Genomic DNA, 21,621 nt, shown 5'->3' with positions numbered 1-21,621 from the left:
ATCTAAATTTTGCCAGAAATATAGTGCTAAATTATCGCTCCCTAAACGCCTCGTGTTTGAGCTTTAAGACAGGATTTATTATGAAATCTGCGACCTTCCTGGTACCAGTATGAATGTCAACAGTTGCTACCATTCCTGGCGTAATTTGGAGTTTCCCTTGCTCAGAGCCAAGATAATTTTTATTAGTCTTTACAATAACTTCGTAATAAGGCTCGTGTGTGTCGGGCTCAGAATTTGTATCAGCCGCAATACGCGTTACAGATCCAGCCAAACCACCATAACGAATGAAGTCATAGGTGGTAATTTTTACCACTGTGCGTTGCCCTTCTCTTACATAGCCACGATCCTGTGGTCTCAACCGAGCCTGTATCACCAATTCGTCCTCAATTGGAACAATTTGAAGAATCGATTCTCCCGGCTTCACGACACCACCGATGGTATTGAATTTCAAATTCTTTACGATACCTGCAATGGGGCTAGTTATGGTGGTGCGCCTATCCCGATCTGCCGCCTCACTAATTGTCTTCTGCAGACGAGCAATCTCCACTTCCACACGATTCGACTCTTCAACCGCTCGTGTTCTGAATTTCTCGTTTTCCTCAGCCAAACGCGATTTGGCCTCTTCCAGAGCCGATACCGCCCTTGGCACGGCCTGAGCCAAAACTTTATTCTCCCCATCAAGGCTCTCGCGCTCGCGTATTAACTCTAAATGCTCCATGCGCGGTGTAAGACCTCGCCGAAGTAATCTGGTAGAAATTGCCACTCGCTCCAATGACAATTTCAAATTTGCTTCTATAGCAGCCTTACGAGCCTTTAATTCATTTATCTCGAGTTCCCGTTGCTGCATTTGATTTAGGATTACTGCTAGCTTACTTTGAAGTTCTGCCCGCCTAGCATTATATGTTGCCCTCTCAGACATAACCATTTTCGGACGCTTCAATTCGAGGTCGGCAGGAAATCTGGGCTCTTGGCTTTCTATTTCTGCTTTTAACCGTAATTTTGACATCTGCATTGCGTCAATGCGTATTTGGATATCTTCGCTGCTAGCCCCAACAGTCCCAAGGCTCAATTGGAGCAGGGTATCACCTGCCTTTACTTCATCACCTTCTCTCACGGCAAGCCGCCGCAATATACCACCCTCAAGATGCTGAATTAGTTTCACTTTAGCACTTGGGATAACCTCACCATGCGCAACAGAAACCTCATCCAGTTCAATGAAAAAAGACCAGATAACCAAGCATGTTATACAAATAGCCACTAAATAAGAAATACTCACAAAATTTGGACGGGTACTTTCATCCAATAAGTCATCAAGCAGATTTCGTTTATCATCAACGAATACAATATTAGGGGACGACTCCGGTCGCTTAGAATTTTCAAAACCGTCATCATCAAATTGCTTGGCTGCTTGGAACTCTGGCACGTTTGCTCTTTTTGCCAGATTTTTACCAAGACTTTTGATGTATTTAAACAAGGTTAGAATTTCCTGTACTTCTCTGGATCAATTATTTCGCACTAAAATTTTAAACGATCTAGCACCTGTTTGGCGGGACCAGCCATTACAATACGGCCTTTTTCCATTACGAGTATACTATCACAAACTGACAATACTTCCTCGCTATGGGTAACGGCTAATACGGTAGACTGTTGAGATGCAATCTTGAGATTTGCAGCAAGGTTCTTTTCCGCATTTTCATCAAGATTACTTGTAGGTTCGTCCAAAAGCATTATCGGTGGATTATTCAAAAAAGCCCTGGCAAGGGCCAAACGCTGTCTTTGACCTTTTGACAAATTTCTACCGCCTTCGGTTAACATTGTCGCGTAACCATCCGGCATATCCAAAATGAAATCATGAGCTTCTGCCATTTTGGCAGCTTCTATAACTGAAGGATCAGTGACGTCAGGCTGCGTAATCGCTATATTGTCCCGAATAGAACCCGAAAAAAGGCTAGTTTCTTGAGGCAAAAAGCCAACCCAGTAGGCCAGTACATCCTGAGAAAATTGGCTAATATCCGCCCCGTCTATCAGGACACGACCCTGATCCGGTGAATAGAGACCTCTAACAACTTTGAGGAATGTGCTTTTACCACTTCCATTGGATCCCACCAAAGCATGCATTCCTTTTGGGCCAATGACGCCCTCAATACCAGAAACCACGTCAACTGTCTTATTACCATACGCAAAATTTACTTTCTCAAACTTTAATGTTCCCTCAGGCACAGCCAGCTTCACAGCCGTCTGTAAGCGTTCGCCACCGAGCTTAAATACCGTATCTAGGCGAGTTACAGATTGGCGTAACTGAGAAAAAATACGCCACTGTGAAACCAACTGGGTCATGGGCATTATCATGCGAGCACCAAGCATGTTTGCTGCAATAAGCGCTCCAATAGTCATTTTTTGATCGAGTATTGCCAGTGCCCCAATAGTCGTTACAGCAATAGTGGAAGACACCATCATTACATGCGCAAGCGTTTGGTGAGAGTCCGCAACCTGCCCTCGCTCTCGGGAACGATATATCAATTCGCCATGGCGGGCCTCCCAGACAGGCTTCAAAGATTTTTGCAGAGCCGATGACTTTACTGTTTCGCGAGCGCTTAATAATTCTCCCATGAAGTCATCACGTGAGATGATGCCATCGTGTTCACGCATTGAAACAGAATTCATTGATATGCCAGAGCGCCATGCCAAAACCATAAATAAAGGGATGACAGCTACCAAAACCCATGCAATTGGGGACGCGATTACGCATACAATAAGAAAGAAAATTACGGCAAAAGGCAAATCTATTGCCAAAGCCGCAGAGGGTCCGGAAAGCGCATTACGAACAATTTCTAAATCCTTAAATAACAGATGCCAGTAAGCAGTTGGCCTGCTTTCCAAGGTTAGAAGTGGGAGGGTCATTACTTTGTCATAAAGCTTCCGCCCTATAATAACATCTAACCTTACTGCAAAGGCTTGAAATATCCTACTCCTACCTTGTCTCATCACGTATTCAAATATGAGTACGAAAATAATACCAGCAATAAGGCCGTATAAGGTGTTCAACCCTCCATGAAAAATTACACGATCGTATACCTGCATAACGAAAACAGGCACAGATAACGCCAGCAGATTCACAAAGAATGATACTAGAATGACTCCGCGCAATTGGGCTTTTGAACTTAATATAGTAGCGCGCAACCAACCGAATTTTCTCGCTACAGGTTTACGCTGAACATCTCCGACCATCTGGAGCCTTTGTCAATTTTTCGTTGTTTTTGATAAGCACCGCATAGCTGTGGCAATACCATATCGACCTTGTTTTTAGAAATACCTGAAAGGAGGAAGAGTAATGATATAAGGACGCCCGTCCAAGAAAAAACTCATTTTATCATTTTTAAAATTTTTTTTATTTTGGTTGTACAATAATTTTAACCTTATCAGTATTTTAAATATGAAATCGTCGAAGGCCGTCCTAATGACGGTTAGCAATAAATCCTATATACTTTCTAAGTTTGTAAATTGATCTCCGATCCTTTTGACAGTTAACTTCAATGAAGGACGACAATATCAAGATATGGTTGAGACACGGGATTTTAGTAAGACGTCTTTTAAAAACTCTGAGTGGCAGGCCGGCGATGACGTGCCGCTGGATCAAGCTGGAAAAATCGAACTTGAACGCCCAAAACCTCAGGAAAGCAAGCCAAGCTGGATTAGTAAAATTCAGCTCGGCACTTTATTTGCACTCGCTCTTTTAGTTACGGCAGTAATAACTCGTTGGCTTGATCCGGTCCAAATTGAAACACTTCGCAACAAAGCGTTCGATCAATACCAACTTTATTCTCCTAGGCCGGCTAAAAATTATCCTGTGGCCATAATTGACCTTGATGAAAAGTCACTCTCAGAGTTTGGACAGTGGCCGTGGCCTCGAAGTACCGTCGCCAAGATGATCGAGAAGCTTGGTAATCTTGATGTAGCCGCCGTCGGGCTAGATATAATTTTTGCCGAACCAGACAGAACTTCCCCAGACAAAATAGCGGAGACTTTAACACAATTACCGGAGGGCGTGAAAGATAGCTTAAAAGAGCTTCCAAACAACGAATCATTAATGGCTTTAGCGATGAAAAAAGTACCCGTGGTCGTTGGCCAAGTCGGCTTGTACACACAACTACCAAAAGGTAAAAAACCACCAAAATTTCCTTCTCCTTTTAAAGCCTTTAAGGGGGCGGACCCCAAGCCGTTTCTTTTTCAATATACAAGCCTTTTGGCTAATGTGGAACAGTTGGAAATGAACGCGGCTGGCCACGGTTTCTTTTCCGTATGGGAAGAAGCTGATGGAGTTATTCGTCGCGTCCCATTAATTGCCCGAATAGGCGCAAAACAAATTCGGCCGGCGCTAACCATCGAAATGCTACGTGCTGCCTATGGAACGAATACACTTCTGACAAAAGCTAATGCTGCCGGTATCGAGTCAATCGCAATGCAGATTAGGAGTGCACGCGGCCAGTTCTTTGATGTTCCTTTAGATGGGAATGGACGAATATGGGTTCATTTTAGCAAGCCCGCCAAACGAAATGTCATACCGGGGCAAAGCAGGCTTTATGTGTCAGCCGCTGACGTTTTGACCGACCGAGTTCAGCCAAACATACTGAAAGGAAAGCTTGTACTCGTTGGAACATCCGCAGCCGGCCTCCAAGATCTTCGAAATACGCCTGTTGCAAGTCGTTTGCCGGGAGTAGAAGTGCACGCAAATATTTTAGAGTCTGTATTTGCAGCTGAGGCAAATTATCAAAAGGCCGTCAGAACAGAATATGAAAGACTTATCGGCGATGGAGTAACCCAAAATGAGGCAAGCCAAAAGATCCGCGCTATAGACAAACGGGACTTTTTCCTTCGTTATCCTGCTTGGGCCAATAGTGCTGAAATATTACTTATAATTGTATCAGGGCTTCTATTAATTATTCTAATACCTCGTTTAGGACCTATATTAACTTTAGTCTGTGTTGTAGTTGCCAGCTGTGCGCTTGGCTTACTTTCTTGGCATTTGTATACAGCGGAAAATCTGTTACTTGATATAACCTACCCAGGAGCAGTGACCATTGCGTTGTATGCGGTTTTAGCATTTTCGAATTACACTCGTGAAGCAGCAGAAAAGAGGCAAGTTCGTGGTGCTTTTGCACAATATCTATCACCAGAGCTCATTGAACAGTTAGCCGAAGATCCCAGTAGACTAAAGCTCGGCGGCGAAACCAAAAGAATGACACTCTTATTTTGCGACGTGCGAGGTTTTACATCCATCTCAGAACTATACAAGTCAGATCCTCAAGGTCTTACTACCCTTATAAATAGGCTACTTACTCCACTGACAGACACAATTTTGGGTCGAAACGGCACCATCGATAAATATATGGGCGATTGCATCATGGCATTCTGGAATGCACCTCTAGATGATGAGGATCAAGAAGGTGATGCCTGTGCTGCTGCATTGCAGATGTTTAAGGACCTTAAAATATTGAATGAAGAGCGCGAGAACGAAGCACGGGAACAAGGAATCGGATTCTTACCTTTAAACATCGGAATAGGCATAAACACAGGTGATGTGGTCGTTGGCAATATGGGCTCCTCCCAGCGTTTTGACTACTCGGTACTGGGAGATGCAGTAAATACTGCTGCGCGACTGGAAGGCCAATCGAAAGAGTACGGATGCAATATTGTTATTGGTCAAGATACAGCAAGTGAAGTTTCAGACCGTTACGCGTTATTGGAGTTGGATAAGATCGCCGTAAAAGGCAAGTCAGAAGCAGTAACTATTTTTGGCCTAATGGGCGATCGCGATTATATGAATGCTCCAACTTTTAATAAGTACAGAAGAAAGACTGATGAAATGCGTAGAGCCTACCTTGCCCGAGACTGGGATGCAGCGGAAAAAGCAGCAAAAGAAGCCAGCACAATGTCGGAGGCACCAGCAGGCCTCTATAAAATGTACTTGGACAGAATTGAAAATTATCGAAGCAACCCACCGGAAGAAGATTGGAGTGGCGTTTACGTGGCAACGACCAAATAGTTAAAAACTAATTCGCATAAACTTTATTGACACTCGTTTACGTTTTCTCCCTGCCTAATGCAACAGCCCGTACGTGAGTCTATTCCATGACGGCCCCTGCCTTTCCGGGCGCTTACAAAGAAGCTTCGATTTCAAGTCTTAATTGGCTGAGTGCGGTCTTAACCCTTGCGAAAACATCTTGCCAGTCACCACAAATACGCTGTCGAAATAATCGCATCGTAGGATACCATGGCGTGTCAGCACGTTTCAATAGCCAACGCCACTCACTTCCATAGGGAAGGAGTAACCAAACTGGCTTCCCTAGCGCGCCGGCAAGGTGCGCAACTGCAGTATCACAAGTAATAACCAGATCGAGTTGGTCGATAATTTCTGCTGTATTTCCAAAGTCTTTCATTTTCTCCTTAAGATCAATGATTGTGTCATTCTCGAAACAAGCTTCTGCCTCCCGAGATGCAGAACCAGATTGGATTGAATAAAAAACTATTTCTGAAAGACTGAAGAGGGTCATGAAATAAGCGAATGGGATAGAACGATACCTGTCGTCGCTATGCGTGGGCCGCCCTGCCCAAGCAATCCCAGTATTGAGCTTACCTCCCTGGCTTGGAACAAAAAGGCAATGGTTCAAATCTGGCGCTTTGAGATACGGCACTTCGCATGGAATTGTATCCAATTTTGTACGGAATCGACTAGGTAGACTGAGAAGTGGTATTTGCACATCAAAAGTAATTTCGTCACCATCATTCAGCACATAAATTTCGTCATATCCCTTAACAGACCTTATTACCGGATAAAGCTCTGGTTCGCATAGTAGTTTAATCTTGCCACCCGCGCCTCGTCTCTCTGCCGCAATTTTTGGTACGTAACGAATAAATTGAAGTGTGTCTCCGAAACCCTGTTCGACATGCACAAGTAAATCTCTGCCATTAAGAGGACTACCGTCCCACAATCGTGCATGAATATCTGGTATATTTGGCTTGTAGGCCGGCATATCAAACCGCGATTCATATGCCACCCATCCCTCATCATATTGGCCATTTAATAGTAGAATGCTAGCCGGTGCGAAAAAACCACGTGCAGCTGAAGGCTGTAACTGGCGAACGCGCCTGTAACATTCCATCGCGTCTTGGATTTTTTCCATGCGGAGCAATGCATTTCCAAGCGTGTACTGCGCGTCAGGATCTGTCGGCACAGCCTGCACAGCTTTCTGCAATAGTAGCATCGCTTCTGCTGGCTGTCCCAGCTTCAAAAGAACGTGGCCAAGATTTTTAAGCGCAGGTAAGTGCTCAGGGGAATTAATCAAAGCTTGGCGTATCATAATTGCCGCTTTTTCATATTGGCTCGTTTTTTCATACGCCGCACCTAGGTTAGTCAAACAACGCGTGTGGCGAGGATCAATATTCAGACAACATCGATAAAAATAAATCGCCCGTGTTAAGTCCTCGAGGCGAAACCAGCAATTCCCAAGCTTATAAAAAGCATCTGCCCACGTTGGCGCAATTTCAACTGCCTTTTTATAATTCTGTGAAGCTTCTCTAAAGTTGTTCTGGCTCGCAAATGCATCGCCTAGGTTTGAATAAGCTTCTGCATAGTCAGGCTTAGCTTTTACTGCGTTGCTGTAAGCAACAAGAGCCTCCGCACAATTGCCTGCTCGGAATAGAATATTTCCAAGGTTATTTATTGCTTCGGGGAAATTGGGGCGACACTCCAGTGCTTTTCTATAAAATTTTTCCGCATCGATAATATTATTACTGTCGGCTAACGCAACTCCCAAATTGTTATAAGCATCTGAATAATTGGGCTTCAATTGAATTGCCAATTTGAGTTTTTGAATAGCCTCTCCATGACGTCCAAGCAAACGGAGAATAAGTCCTTGTGTGTTCAGATAAACAGCATTTTCAGGTTCCATGGCCGATGACCGCTGTATAAACCTAAGGCTATCTGCAAGATCACCGGCGCGATGGGCAATGACCCCCATAAAATGGTATGCTTCAGCATTATTTTCATCAAATTTAAGTAGTCGTTGTGTCAGCCGTTTGGCCTCATTGAGATTACCGGCATGGAATTCCTTGATCGCTGCATCCAAGCACACAGGTTTTTTTGTCATAACCAAATTCCCTAATGTTGCAGAGAAGAAGTATTTGAAATCTCGTAAACCATATTACTTAACAAGCGATCCACAAAACAAATCAAACTTGCCCTGTTGACGGGATGATCACCTTATCGCTACTCCTACCTCACAGACTTGATTATTGATTCCCATAATGGAGGATACGACGTGACAACATGTTCGCCGCTTTCAGGCATTCGCGTTTTTGAATTAGGTGCAAGCGTTGCCGCACCATACGGTGCTTGGGTTTTGGCCCAGCTTGGAGCTGAAGTAATCAAGGTAGAAAAACCGCTAGATGGGGACGATGCACGCCATTGGGGCCCACCATTTTGGCACGGCACCGGGACAATGTTTCATGCGCTTAATCGTGACAAAAAATCAGTTACTGTTAATTTACGTGATGAAATTGAGTGTCGGCGGCTACGAGATACTATTGTTCAAACCGGCGATATAGTCATTCAAAACATGCGCCCAGGAAAAGCTGTCGAGTTAGGCTTGGGCCCGGAGGACCTTCTCCTCAAAAAACCAAGTTTAATATATGCAAATTTTGGTGCTTTTGGCCACATCGGCCCCTACAAGGACCGGCCAGGATATGACCCGTTAATGCAAGCTTTTGGTGGATTAATGAGTGTTACTGGAGAAGAAGGCAGGCCACCCGTCAGAGTTGGCACATCAATAATAGACATGGGCACTGGTATGTGGTCTGTCATTGGGATTATGTCAGCGCTTCGCGAGCGTGATGTAACAGGACAAGGAGGCGTCGTTGATTTATCACTCTACGAAACCTCTATTGCTTGGATGACTGCGCATACGGCTGCTTATCACTCAAGCGGTGAAATGCCGAGTAGATATGGCTCCGGTATGAGAACAATTGCTCCTTACGAAGCCTATGAATGTAAAGATGGCTTCTTAGTTATTGCGGGCGCTAATAATATTTTGTTCGAAAAAATTAGTTTTGCGCTGGGATGCCCAGGCTGGGCAAAAGATGCTCGCTTCAAAACAAACCCTGACCGGGTAAAAAATCGTGATGCTCTCAATACCTTAATTACAAATATATTGATTGAAAAACCGCGAACACATTGGCAATCGGTACTTGATAAAAAAGGTGTGCCCAACGCACCAATCCAGAATACAGGAGAAATGGACCAACATCCACAAACGCAAGCTCTTGGAATGATTCAAGAGTCGCCAGATCAGTCAATAAAGCTTACGGGAATGCCATTATCGTTTGATGGAAAACGGCCCCCATTTCGTTCTACAGCACCGAAATTAGGTGAACACAATAATGAAATATTTGGAGACTATGAATAAATGCGAACAGACTATGAAACCTTAGACATAACCCGGCACAAAAAACATGTTTTGATTGTCAAATTAAACCGTCCTTCTTTTGCGAATGCATTAAACACGCAAATGGGATTAGATCTGCGCGACCTGTGGCGTGATTTATATGTCGACCAAGAAGATGTACGCTGTATCATTCTGACCGGAGCAGGTGAGAAGGCATTTTGCGCCGGCGGTGACCTTAAGGAACGAAATAACATGACCGATGCTCAGTGGCAGCATCAGCATGCTATATTTGAACAAGCTGTTCTTACCATGATTGATGTGCCATCACCCGTTATTGCCGCTTGCAATGGAGCAGCATATGGAGGTGGGTGTGAGTTTATTCTAGGCTCCGATTTTGCCTATGGCTCGACTAATGCTAAGTTAGCTTTGACAGAGGTTACGCTCGGGATAATGCCAGGGGCTGGCGGCACACAATTTCTCCCGAGAGCTGTTGGCATACGACGTGCTAAGGAATTTCTGTTAACAGGCTATCCATGCACAGCGCAAGAAGCCTATGAATGGGGTATTTTCAATAAAATCTGCGCCCCCGACGAACTTTTAAATTTAGCTTTAAAAACTGCAGAACGAATATCATCGAACGCTCCAATTTCAATACGACAGGCAAAAAAAGCACTTAATGTGGCGACCCAACTTGACTTAAAGAATGGCTACGCATTTGAAATTGAGGCGTATAACCGTATGGTTCCAACAGAAGATAGGCAGGAAGGAATTAAGGCCTTCAACGAAAAACGTATGCCCGTTTTTAAAGGAAAGTAGTTAAGGCCCCTTCTTGAATTATGCGAGAACTTTTAAAACGAGATGTTGCCGCTCCGGTGGTATCCCTCATTTTCTTTCAAAGCCTTACTATTATGGCAATGAATGCTTTTGGAAACGCCCCCGACGAAGTCAGCAATAGCTACGGGATACCGGAGAGTTTTACTGGTATATTCACTGCTATCTGTTATTTATCGGCTCTTACCTTCGGACTTTTTATAAGTGCACCATTGGAGCGATTTGGTGCTGTGCGTTGCTGCCAGGTAACACTTTTAGTCGGCGCGCTCGGTATGGCTTTATTTACTCTCGCAACGCCCTGGAGCTTTGTTATCAGTGCAGTGATGGTCGGATTTGCTCATGGCCCAATGAATCCAGCAGGATCCTTTTTAATAATGCGTCAGGCCAAACCCAGGTGGCGCCCCCTACTCTTTTCACTAAAACAAACAAGTATACCAATAGGCGGAACTCTTGCCGGTTTTTTAGTTCCGACATTATTGATTTTTACCAGTTGGCAAACAGCTATGCTGATAATAGCCGCCGCAATGACGTTAACGGCGTTTATTACTTGGCCCTTTCGCGACCGAATAGCACGACGCCACAATAACAATAGCGCAGGACAAAAGAAAAATACTTGGGAGCCTATCCAACTTGTTTTTCAAAAAGGTCCGATAAGGGAGCTCTCGTTAGCGGCATTTATACTGATAGGCTGCCAAGCGTGCGTGGTTTCTTTTTTAGTCATTTATCTTGTCAAAGAAATAAAACTCGAGTTGCAGTGGGCCGGATTGATTTTTGGCCTAGCACACGGAACAAGCATTATAGCAAGAATTTACCTTGGAATACTTGCAGACCGAGTGATCAAGACAAAGACCATATTAGGATTGTGCGGAGTTATTACAGGTATCTGCTTTTTTCTTCTGGCAGCTTTTCCAGCTGGAGGTTCATTCTGGCTCCTCTGTTTTCTTGGAATAATCTTGGGAAATGCTAATCTTGGCTGGGTCGGCTTATTCTTCGGAGAAGTTTCAAAACTTGCACCGGATGGGAAGGCTGCACAAGTCACCGCCGGCAGCCAAATCTACGCATTTGGATCATTTGTTTTAATTCCTCCAATATTTACGCTTTTTATCGAACACGCGAACAGTTATGCCACGGGGTTTTTTATAGTCGGGATTGCAGGTCTTGTGGCGGGTATTCGTTTTCTAAGCATAAAATATTAGCTTCCAACATGGAATGTTGAGACAAGTCCTTTAAGCGTGGCGATAACACTCAATGGGGTTAAAAGACCTGTCGCCGGGTTTTCAGGTGATGGAACACCCTCAATTTTTATTTCAAACCGAGTGGCATCTGAATCCACTATAATTAGATGCTCGTTTCTTTTTTTTGTTGGATCAGCCCATAGCTCTACTCGAGTTTTATCAAGTCCCGAACCTGCCATACTGAGTGCGGCTGCAACATTCAAATTGGCTGGGAATCCGGCAGCGGCCTCACGAACACTACCTTCAAATACTCGGAAAGGTTCTTTTACGTTTGTTAAATCAATTTTATTATGCACGATATACGGAGCACCCATAATCCCCTGTGGCGGCTTTCGTGTGATTATACGGATGTCACTTATTCTTCCTTCCGCAGCCGCTCGAACAGCGTCAAATCCAACAAGCGCCCCCGTTGGGACGATGATGCGTGCGCCAGTTAACTTTGCATGATCAATAAGCCCTTGCCGTTCGATAAGTTGGCCGCAAGAACAGGGTATGAAAATTCGGCCAGCATTTACTGCGGGCCCTGCAACATCATCAAAAACTGCGGCTGGTGTGCACTCAACAACTATATCAGCATACTTTGCAAGTGAAGCGAGCGACATAACCTTAGGGGGCTTAATAAACTGACTGACCCGATCTTTGCCGCTCTCTATATCACGCGTTGAAACCGCGGATAAGGAAAGACCATCAATACCAGCATCTAATGCTTTAGCTACTCTAATGCCGATTGCGCCTAAACCAGCGACGGCAACTGTTTTTCCGTTTTTACTCAAACTAAAATTTCCTCTTACACGAATTATAATCGTAGATTCAAGAAAAGAGCTTGTTTAAAAAATATATACGCTAAAATATACGACCAACCTTGAATAGCCTTAAGTGATTTGCAATGAAATTCATAATTTTATGTCTCGTAGTCCTATCTTTAACAACACATCCAACAGGCGTTGACGCTCAAACACCAAAAGACAACGCACAGGAACTAGCGCATGAAGGCATTAAAAATTTGATGCAAGCTCTGCAGCTTATGATAGACCATATCCCTCAATACGAACTACCGGTTCTAAATGAAAACGGCGATATTATAATCAAGCGTAAGTACCCCCACGAGATGCCAGATAAGAAAAAGAGCGGTGTTGAGAATGATATCTGAGATTACTGAAAGTTAATAAGAAAATTCTCGGAATCTTAATACTGTAGTTGTAGGCTATGCAGCACTTCGTCCGCAAATCAATTAAGGTGAGTTATGATCGACGTCAAACGCATAATCGTCGGAATTTCTGGAGCTTCAGGCCCAATCTACGGTATCCGAATATTAGAATGCCTCAAAGAAAACACAAATATCGAAACTCATCTTATTTTATCACCGTCAGCGGCACAGACGATAGCTGCGGAGACAGATTACGCTTTAGATGATGTGCGAAATTTAGCTGATATAGTGCATAGCTTTAAAGATATAGGAGCGTCCATTTCATCGGGTTCTTTCAGAACTGAAGGTATGATTATTGCACCATGCTCTATCAAAACGCTTGCAGGTGTCGCAAATTGTTTTAGCGATAATCTGATAACACGTGCTGCAGATGTTTGCCTAAAGGAGGGTCGCAAAGTAGGGCTTATGGTTCGGGAAACACCACTTCACCAAGGGCATTTGGAGCTAATGGTAAAGGCAGCGCAATTCGGATGTCTTATAATGCCACCGGTCCCTGCTTTTTATCATCGTCCCGCTAGTATAATTGACATTATAAATCAAACAGTAGGACGGGCGCTCGATCAATTTGGAATTGAAACAGGTACTGTTCATCGATGGAAGGAGACTGGTACAAAATAAAAAGTTAAGTTTGTTTCAAAGCCGACTTGATATCTGTTTTAGAGACCTTTGGAAATACGCCCCCTAAAATATTAAACAACTCTGAAGTGTAACAGTTTGCGGATAATTCAGGCATAGAAAAATATAAGCGTATATTCTCTAATGCATTATTGATTCGCTGCATCTCTGGTACGCTATTATCTTCAAGCACTGCAACCGTGCTCATTAATTTAAATTGCTCAATCTGTTCTGCCTTTATTTCGACTTCCAAAACTTGTTTTTGTAGCTGTCGTACCTCCTCCTCATTGCATTCGTAATTTTTGATTTTAAAACTCTTGCGAACACTTCGTAGCTTTTGAACTATATCATTGTTCCAGTCTGCAGCAGTTCTGCACAATAATATTACCTCATGCTTAGATAATACGGGGTGCCCTACCGATGCTGTCCAACAACAAAATAAAAGAATATTAACATCTGCTCCGCATTTTTCTTGAAGTGCAATACAAGAATCTGAAACTCCTTTCTTGGAATACACCTCGAGAGAAAAATTCCAAAAGGGATGTGTCGTTTGAACATTATCACTTCTATCCAGCTTGGATAGCGTCACATAAAACCTCCTCAATATCTTGGACGCGCATTGGTAGTGTCAAAATTTCACTACCTATCGGTTCTAGAGCATCATTGACTGCGCTCGCTATAGCCGCTGGAGCGCCAAGGTAACCACCTTCCCCACTGCCCTTCTGACCCATAGGAGTTAGGGGAGAGGGCGTACAATGGTCGACCATATTTACTTTTGGAATCTCGTGAGCAGAAGGCAACAAGTAATCCATAAACGTACCGGCTAATAATTGGCCGTCATCGTTATATTCGAACTTTTCGTAAAGTGCTGCACCTATCCCGTGCGCGATGCCTCCATAAGTCATACCATGGACAATGTGCGGATTTATTTGAGTGCCACAATCATGCCCAATGTAATAATCTTGAATTGTTACCTGACCGGTAAGCGGATCGATAGAGACTAGCGGAATGTGTGCCTCGAAAGAGTAACATGGGTACATTTGCACTTTTCCGTCTGGCGTGGGCATTGAACCACCAGTCGGTACTTCCCAGACATGGCGTGCTTGCAACCCTGGCTCCATATTATCTGGCAAGTCGTGATATCTGCGATGCGCAATTTCAATAAGCTCGCACCACTCAATTTTTATGTGCGGCTCTTTCCTTGCTAAAACATCACCATTACAATATTCTAATTGATTAACAGGAAGCTGAAGATTGTGCGCCGCTATGCGAATAAGTTGCTTCCTTATCTTCTCCGATGCACCTTGTGCCGCACCACCCAACATTATTGCCATCCTGCTTCCAACCGGACTATTGCTCGGCAAACTTGCGAGCGAATCCGTGCGTGTGACCCTAATTGAGTCTGGATTGCGTTGTAGTACCTCGCCAATAACCGTAGAAACTAAAGATTCATGTCCCTGGCCTGCCGATGTGGTCGCAATAATACCTGTGATAGAGCCATTGAGGTCAATCTTAACTTGACAGCTTTCCATCCAAGTCGTTGTAGGATTTTTTTCATTAAAAAGCGGCTCAAATCCTGCATTTCCTCCAGATGGCTCAAGACAAGTAGCAATTCCAATGCCTGCAAACTTTCCCTCTGCCCGGATTTGATCGCGTTTTGATATTAACGATCTTATATTTGCTAGTTTCTCGGTTTTGTTCAGAACAGCATGATAATCACCGCTGTCGTAAGAGGTGCCGCTGGGTATTTCATAAGGAAATTCATCCTTTTGAATAAAATTTCTGCGCCGGACTTCAAATCGATCTAAATTTAGAAAGCGCGCTACTTTATCAATTCCAACCTCTATTGCAAAATTTGTCGGCGACTGACCAAATCCTCTCACAGCCTCTTGTGTTGTCTTATGTGTACTTACAGAGATAGCTTCATATTCGACACTGCCAATCCGGTAAGGACCAACTATAGCGGTAACCGGTTTTCCTAGTTGAAGAGGGGCACGTCCAGGAGACGCGCCAGCATCATCCAATGCACGCATCCGCAAAGACTTGATAATTCCTTCACCGTCGAAAGCCATGTCAACATCAAAAATACGGTCTGGCCCGTGAGCATCTCCGCCAATCATATTTTCAAGCCTATCCTCTATCAACCGCACAGGATAACCCAGTTTCATGGAGAGATACCCCACTAAAACTGAATGCTTTATACCGCGTTTGACCCCGTAGCTGCCTCCTACGTCAACATCATAATGAACGCGAACACTATTCGATGAAAGTTTTAGGGCATTACTAATTTGTTCCTGATACTTCGGCATTTGGATCGAAGCCCAGACATCGAGTAATTTTTCTGAAGAACTCCATTGAGCTACCACACCAAATGTCTCAATTGGCACCGTTGAATTACGGCTCCAGCGGGCTCTGTAACTAATAGCGTGATCAGCTGATTCAAAATCGTCATCAACAGGGCCCCATTCAAACTTACGCTGAAAAAAAATATTTCCACCGATCTCAGGATGTACCAACGGGGCTCCTGGCTTTATCGCTTCTTCTGGATCTACAACGAAATCCAATGCCTCATAATCCACATAAACTAGTTCCGCAGCATCTTCAGCAATATAACGACTATCGGCAACAACAGCGGCTACCCACTCCCCAGCATAGCGCGTTACCTTTGAGGCAAGTGGGTAACGGTGATAGTTCGGCAAATCTAGACCTGACATCAGTGAATTGGTTGCGTTTTCTAATTCTAGTCCTGTCAATACATAATGCACGCCATCAAGGGCAAGCGCCTCCGTAGCATCAATCGACTTGATCTCGGCTGAAGGGAACGGGCTCATTACCAATGCGACATGCTTCATACCATGGCATTTAATGTCGCCCACAAAACTTCCTTGTCCCGTAACAAAACGACGGTCTTCTTTTGTCCTCCGGGGTTTGCTCACGTAACGATACTCGGTCACGACGCCTCCTTAAGACGGCTTGCAGCAAGTGCAATTGCCTCGATAATTTGCCTGTAACCTGTGCACCTGCAGATATTACCTCCTATGGCCTCGACTATTTCCATCTCACTGGGGCTAGGGTTTTCTTGGAGCAGAGAATGACCTGCTATAAGCATACCAGGAGTACAATATCCACATTGCATGGCGTGCGTTTCACAAAAACAATCTTGCAGTATGCTTAATGTGCCATCCGCTTCCGAAAGCCCCTCGACAGTGGTTACTTCGCAACCATCTGCTTGAACTGCATACATTAAACATGAGCGCACCGGAGCACCATCGTGAATGACCGAACACGCACCACAGACACCATGTTCGCACCCCGCATGGCTACCAGTCAAATCGAGCTCGTCACGAAGAAAGTCAAGAAGTGTCATACGAGGTGGAATTTGAGCGACTTGAGACATTCCATTTACCGTTACGTTTATCTTTTTTAAATACTGTTCACTCATTCCTTGCCTCATAAACCTCAGCCCTAGCCTCCTCCAATACCCTGCGAGTAATCCTCCCCGCAACACGTTTTCGATATTCGGCCGTAGCGTGAACATCGGTATCAGGGTCTAGTGCTTCCATTATCAAGCCGCATGCCTCATCTAAGACAGCATCAGAAAGAGGTTTACCCACAAGTGCTTTTTCTACCGCATCGATCTTTACTGCAGCAGGGGCACAGCCCCCTACAGCAACGGCTGCACGAGTGCATTTGCCCCCAAAATCCGTTGCTAGCTGAGCCGCTACTGCAACGAGTGCATAATCGCTATTGCGAATACTCACCTCATGGAACCCACTCCCAACGACTTCCTCACTCCAAATCGGAAAGCGTACTTCAGTGAGACACTCTGTATCTTCTAGTGCTGTATCCATAGCAGAATAGAAAAAATCACCAGCACAAATTTGTCTTTCACCATCTTTTCTAAGTGCCACGATCTTTGCATCCAAACAACGAGCCACAATAGGTATTTCTGCCGACGGGTCTGCATTGGCTATACTCCCACCGACCGTTCCACGATTGCGGGTTTGGGTATGACCAACATGCTCCAACGCTTTTGCGAGGAGAGGCAATTTATTGATAATCTTCTCAGATGCCGCAGCCTCGGCTTGCCTGGTGCATGCCCTGATTGAGAGGTTTTCATTAGATGTCTGTATACCTGCTAAGGTTTGGATATGATTAATGTCTATTAATAATTCTGCTTTGACCAAACGCATTGCCATCATTGGAACCAAAGTTTGCCCACCAGCTATAATGCGACCTTCGTCACCTGCACGGTCCAACGCTTCCAACACTGCTTCAAGTGTATCCGGCCTGATGTAATCAAACGCTGCAGCTTTCATTTGGTCAACCCTTGTCAATCGGAAGAAGACATTGACGTTTTGACTGCCCTGCGTCAATGCAAACATTTTCACAACTTACACAAATTGAGATTGAACCACCTTGGACGATATTGTACGAGTTTTTAGTCAGAAGCTCGAATTAATATCAGCGAATACGGGGGCAATTTAAAATGAGTGCAAAACGTCAGTATCCCGACCTGCACGATCACATAGAGGCATTACGTTCGGCTGACCTTCTCATTGAAATTGATAGAGAAATTAATAAAGATACCGAAATGCATCCCTTAGTACGCTGGCAGTTTAGGGGAGGCATCAGCGATAAAGAGCGAAAAGCATGGCTGTTTACCAATGTTGTGGACAGTAAAGGCCGGAAATTTGATATTCCAGTTCTTGTTTGCGGCCTCGCAGGGAGCAGACAAATTTATAAAACTGGCATGGGTTGTGAGATCGATGAGATAGGGTCCACGTGGATTAATGCAATGAATAATCCAGTTCCGCCAATCACTCTAGAATCAAATGATGCGCCTTGCCACGAACAAGTATTTATTGGTGAACAACTTCTGGACGGCCATGGATTAGATTCCATACCGGTCCCAATATCAACCCCCGGTTGGGACAATGCCCCTTATATGTCGTCATCACACTTTATTACAAAAAGCCCCGTTGATGGGTCATACAACAATGGTAATTATCGCGCGCAACTTAAAGCACCAGACCGATTAGGTTTTAACCCCTCAATTGAGCATCATACAGGCGGGTATCTACATTGGCTCGAATGGAAAGAGCGTGGTGAGCCTATGCCTTGTGCCGTCGTTCTCGGCTGTCCGCCAATTGTGTCTTTTACCTCAGTACAAAAGCTGCCTCATGGACTTGATGAGCATCATGTCTCGGGTGGGCTAGTAAATGCACCATTACATATGGTGAAAGCAAAGACGATAGACCTAATTGTGCCAGCCGACGCTGAAGTTGTTGTAGAGGGCTTCATTAGTACCGAATGGCTTGAGCCGGAGGCTCCTTTTGGTGAGAGCCACGGACATGTCAATTTGCAGGAATACAATGGCTTTATGGATGTTACAGCAATTACACGTAAGAAAAATGCAGTGATTACTTCTTGGGTCAGCCAAGTAACACCAAGCGAATCAGCTACTATTAAACGGCCAGCGTACGAGGCAAAGCTATTAGGGCACCTACGAGACGCCGTAGGCATACAAGGTCTCGTAAGGGTCTCAACGCACGAGCCTTTGACGTCTCTTCACAAGCTGATTTTGATAATAATGAAAAAGGGAGCAGCTCGAACGGAAGTTTGGCGAGCACTTTATGCTACTGCCGCACACCGAATGGCAGAAGGAAAATGGGTTGTCGCCATAGACGAGGACATCGACCCTGATGATGCAAATGCAATTTTTTGGGCTATGTCATATCGCTGCAAACCCCATCGAGACACTCATATGTTGCCCCACAAACACGAGGGCCATGGCCCTCGAAGTATGATTGACTCTGAGGATTCTGCTGTACTGATTGACGCCACTTTGAAGGAAGACTTGCCACCGGTTGCCCTGCCGAAGCGTCAATACATGGAAAAAGCGGCAGAGATCTGGAATGAATTAGGTCTGCCCGAGATAAAACCAGAGCGTCCATGGTATGGCTATGACCTTGGCGAATGGAATGCCGAACTAGATATCATGGCACGTCGCGCTGTGCGGAGTGATTATTGGGAAACAGGCAAAATTATCGCAAAATATCGCCGCAATGATGTCGAAATGAATACTGAAGTGCGCACACTCAATATTGGTAATCCCGGTGTCGGAGATGAGGAGCCTAATGAAGAAATTAAATGGGACGGTATTCCAGAGTCCAACAAATAGGACGGATTTATGATAAAGCGCAATTACAGCGATTTTCAGGACCATTTATTAAGGTTAGAGAGTGCAGGCTTGCTGCGCAAAATAAGCCGGCCAATAAACAAAGATACGGAGCTGCACCCGTTAGTTCGCTGGCAATTTAGAGGAGGTATACCCGAATACGAGCGCAAAGCGTGGTTTTTCGAAAATGTTGTCGACAGTAAAGGTAGAAGATATCGCATGCCGGTTGTGGTGGGTGCTTTAGCGACTACGCCGGAAGTTTATCGAATCGGTATGGATGTCGAATTGGATTCGATAGGGAAACATTGGGAACAAGCCATTGCAAACCCGATACTTCCAATAGAAGTAAATGTTGCTCCATGTCAGGAAACTATCTGGAAAGGAGATGAACTTGTTGGGGAAGGAAAAGGGCTTGATGCACTTCCGATACCTATTTCGACGCCTGGTTATGACTGCGCACCATATTTCACCGCAACCAATTGTATAACTAAGGATCCAGAAACAGGAATTCAGAATATGGGCACCTATCGAGCTGGGTTAAAATCATCCAATCGACTTTGTGTTCGAATGGCCAGTCGGACTGGTGGCGCTGGTGGTTACGAACACTGGTGCAAATACAAAAAACTCGGTGAAAAAATGCCCTGTGCTTTTGTTATAGGTGCACCGCCACACGTGGCTTTTACTGGACCTCAAAAATTACCTAAAAATATGGATGAAATGGAGGTCGCCGGAGGTTTGGCCGGCGAACCTATGCATATTGTGAGATGCAAAACCATCGATCTTACGGTCCCTGCCGATGCTGAATTGGTTATAGAGGGATTTGTGGAGACCGACTACTTAGAACCAGAAGCGCCATTTGGTGAGAGCCATGGGCATATCGCGCTTGAAGAATTCAACATGCAGATGCACGTGACAGCAATCACTTCCAAGACGAAACCGGTTTTAGCCTCGATAATTAGCCAAGTAACTCCCAGTGAAAGTTCAGTAATAAAGAAGGTTGCCTATGAACCAATGTTTTTAGCTCACCTAAGAGATAATCTTGGCATACAAGGTATCCAAAGCGTTACACTTCACGAACCTTTGACGAATTTACGCAAAGTTACTTTCATTCGAATGGCCCGCGAAGCAAAAACTACAGAGATTTGGCGAGCTCTTTATGGAATATCTAACTTCCGTGCCGATTGTGGAAAGTATGTGATAGCAGTTAGCGAAGATATAGATCCAATCAACGGCAATGAAATCTTGTGGTCAATCACTCAACGTGCAAATCCAATACAGGATATTCACATATTAAAACATCGAGCTGGAGGCCATGGACCGAAGGGTAATCGTAGCACCGATTCTACGATGCTAATTGATGCCACCATTAAATCAAAATCAGCCAATAGCGCAATTCCATGTCGACCATCCCTGAATATTAGGAAGGCCGGAAAAACAACAATTCTTTCGCATCTGCAAGATAATTTAGGCATTCAAGGTATCAAAAAAGTTGCTGTAGGAGGGCCAGAGCCTACCCCGCATTTTGTAATATTAACGATGGACCGCGGGTCTTTGCGCTCCGAGATATGGCGAGCTCTTAATGGAACCGCTAATTTCCGAAACACGAACATTAAGCTTGTTGTGGCAGTCGACGATGATATCGACTCTTGCAACCCTGATTCCATCTTTTGGGCATTTGCTTACCGGTGTAATCCAACGCTAGATTCCACTATTATAACATATGGAGACGTAAAACAGGCCTCAGGCGCTGAAATTTTCGAATTTTCTTCAGGCTCAAGCCTACTCATTGACGCGACCATGGAGGGAGAAGTTATGCCACCTTTAGCACTCCCCACGCGCCCATTTATGGAAAAAGCTGCGGAGATTTGGAAGGAACTAGAACTGCCTGCACTCAGTCCTGAAATACCATGGTATGGACCCAATCTCGGTGACTGGAGTGACCGATGGGAACAAATGGCTCGGCGTGCTGTCGAAGGAGATTATGCGGAAAATGGAAGGCTTACCGCACAACAAACCGAGAGGGGTCTAAAACCCGGAACACCACTTCGTCAAGTTCGTCCTGAAATCAATTAGATTGGACTTTCAAGATTGGCTGAAAAATTTTAGGAACTG

General features: G+C 44.6%; 16 protein-coding genes. 8 read left to right on the top strand and 8 right to left on the bottom strand.

The window, feature by feature from the left end; all coding sequences use genetic code 11:
- Window positions 1-31 precede the first annotated feature (31 nt).
- Both VX941_07445 and VX941_07440 read right to left on the bottom strand, forming a co-directional pair.
- On the bottom strand, window positions 32-1,474 hold the full coding sequence (locus tag VX941_07445; protein MEE2933245.1) for an HlyD family type I secretion periplasmic adaptor subunit: 1,443 nt from the start codon (window positions 1,472-1,474) through the stop codon (window positions 32-34).
- Between the two features lie 41 nt (window positions 1,475-1,515).
- On the bottom strand, window positions 1,516-3,228 hold the full coding sequence (locus VX941_07440; protein ID MEE2933244.1) for a peptidase domain-containing ABC transporter: 1,713 nt from the start codon (window positions 3,226-3,228) through the stop codon (window positions 1,516-1,518).
- A gap of 328 nt (window positions 3,229-3,556) precedes the next feature.
- Between VX941_07440 and VX941_07435 the strand changes: the two genes are divergently transcribed.
- Entirely contained in the window at window positions 3,557-6,043 is a 2,487-nt protein-coding gene (locus tag VX941_07435) for an adenylate/guanylate cyclase domain-containing protein (protein MEE2933243.1), read from the top strand.
- Window positions 6,044-6,155: 112 nt separating this feature from the next.
- Here VX941_07435 and VX941_07430 read toward each other — a convergent pair whose 3' ends face one another.
- Window positions 6,156-8,147, bottom strand: a complete 1,992-nt coding sequence (locus VX941_07430; protein ID MEE2933242.1) for a tetratricopeptide repeat protein — start codon at window positions 8,145-8,147, stop codon at window positions 6,156-6,158.
- Window positions 8,148-8,318: 171 nt separating this feature from the next.
- Here VX941_07430 and VX941_07425 point away from each other — a divergent pair, with 171 nt between their 5' ends.
- Genes VX941_07425 through VX941_07415 form a run of 3 tightly spaced genes read left to right on the top strand, consistent with a single transcriptional unit; the run spans window position 8,319 to window position 11,467 of the window.
- Window positions 8,319-9,461, top strand: a complete 1,143-nt coding sequence (locus tag VX941_07425; GenBank protein MEE2933241.1) for a CoA transferase — start codon at window positions 8,319-8,321, stop codon at window positions 9,459-9,461.
- A complete protein-coding gene (locus VX941_07420; GenBank protein ID MEE2933240.1) occupies window positions 9,462-10,256 on the top strand; it encodes an enoyl-CoA hydratase-related protein in 795 nt (264 codons plus the stop codon). It abuts the gene before it with no gap.
- Window positions 10,257-10,276: 20 nt separating this feature from the next.
- Window positions 10,277-11,467 carry an MFS transporter gene (locus VX941_07415; GenBank protein ID MEE2933239.1) on the top strand — a complete coding sequence of 397 codons (1,191 nt, stop codon included), beginning with the start codon at window positions 10,277-10,279 and terminating at the stop codon, window positions 11,465-11,467.
- Here the strand turns inward: VX941_07415 and VX941_07410 are convergent.
- Window positions 11,464-12,279, bottom strand: a complete 816-nt coding sequence (locus tag VX941_07410) for an aspartate dehydrogenase (protein ID MEE2933238.1) — start codon at window positions 12,277-12,279, stop codon at window positions 11,464-11,466. The two genes, VX941_07415 and VX941_07410, sit on opposite strands and share 4 nt — an antisense overlap.
- Window positions 12,280-12,392: 113 nt before the next feature.
- On the opposite strand from VX941_07410, the gene VX941_07405 reads away from it, so the two are divergent.
- A complete protein-coding gene (locus VX941_07405; protein ID MEE2933237.1) occupies window positions 12,393-12,656 on the top strand; it encodes a hypothetical protein in 264 nt (87 codons plus the stop codon).
- Between the two features lie 93 nt (window positions 12,657-12,749).
- Entirely contained in the window at window positions 12,750-13,331 is a 582-nt protein-coding gene (locus tag VX941_07400; GenBank protein MEE2933236.1) for a UbiX family flavin prenyltransferase, read from the top strand.
- A 4-nt stretch (window positions 13,332-13,335) separates the two neighbouring features.
- Here VX941_07400 and VX941_07395 read toward each other — a convergent pair whose 3' ends face one another.
- The 4 genes from VX941_07395 to VX941_07380 are packed head-to-tail and all read right to left on the bottom strand — an operon-like array spanning window position 13,336 to window position 17,713.
- The gene (locus VX941_07395) at window positions 13,336-13,917 is read right to left on the bottom strand and encodes a TIGR02444 family protein (protein MEE2933235.1); all 582 of its coding nucleotides are present in this window, start codon (window positions 13,915-13,917) and stop codon (window positions 13,336-13,338) included.
- A complete protein-coding gene (locus tag VX941_07390; protein ID MEE2933234.1) occupies window positions 13,895-16,282 on the bottom strand; it encodes a xanthine dehydrogenase family protein molybdopterin-binding subunit in 2,388 nt (795 codons plus the stop codon). The genes VX941_07395 and VX941_07390 overlap by 23 nt, the downstream gene beginning before the upstream one ends.
- Entirely contained in the window at window positions 16,279-16,770 is a 492-nt protein-coding gene (locus VX941_07385) for a (2Fe-2S)-binding protein (protein MEE2933233.1), read from the bottom strand. The genes VX941_07390 and VX941_07385 overlap by 4 nt, the downstream gene beginning before the upstream one ends.
- Window positions 16,763-17,713 (bottom strand): xanthine dehydrogenase family protein subunit M, encoded by a 951-nt coding sequence (locus VX941_07380; protein ID MEE2933232.1) that lies wholly within the window; start codon window positions 17,711-17,713, stop codon window positions 16,763-16,765. Before VX941_07380 ends, VX941_07385 begins: the two co-directional genes overlap by 8 nt.
- A 104-nt stretch (window positions 17,714-17,817) precedes the next feature.
- Here VX941_07380 and VX941_07375 point away from each other — a divergent pair, with 104 nt between their 5' ends.
- The gene (locus VX941_07375) at window positions 17,818-19,512 is read left to right on the top strand and encodes a UbiD family decarboxylase (protein ID MEE2933231.1); all 1,695 of its coding nucleotides are present in this window, start codon (window positions 17,818-17,820) and stop codon (window positions 19,510-19,512) included.
- Between the two features lie 9 nt (window positions 19,513-19,521).
- The gene (locus VX941_07370) at window positions 19,522-21,582 is read left to right on the top strand and encodes a UbiD family decarboxylase (protein MEE2933230.1); all 2,061 of its coding nucleotides are present in this window, start codon (window positions 19,522-19,524) and stop codon (window positions 21,580-21,582) included.
- Window positions 21,583-21,621 lie beyond the last annotated feature (39 nt).

The organism is Pseudomonadota bacterium (assembly GCA_036339585.1).
Classification (GTDB): domain Bacteria; phylum Pseudomonadota; class Alphaproteobacteria; order UBA8366; family UBA8366; genus UBA8366.
This window is presented reverse-complemented; position numbering and strand designations above follow the sequence as displayed.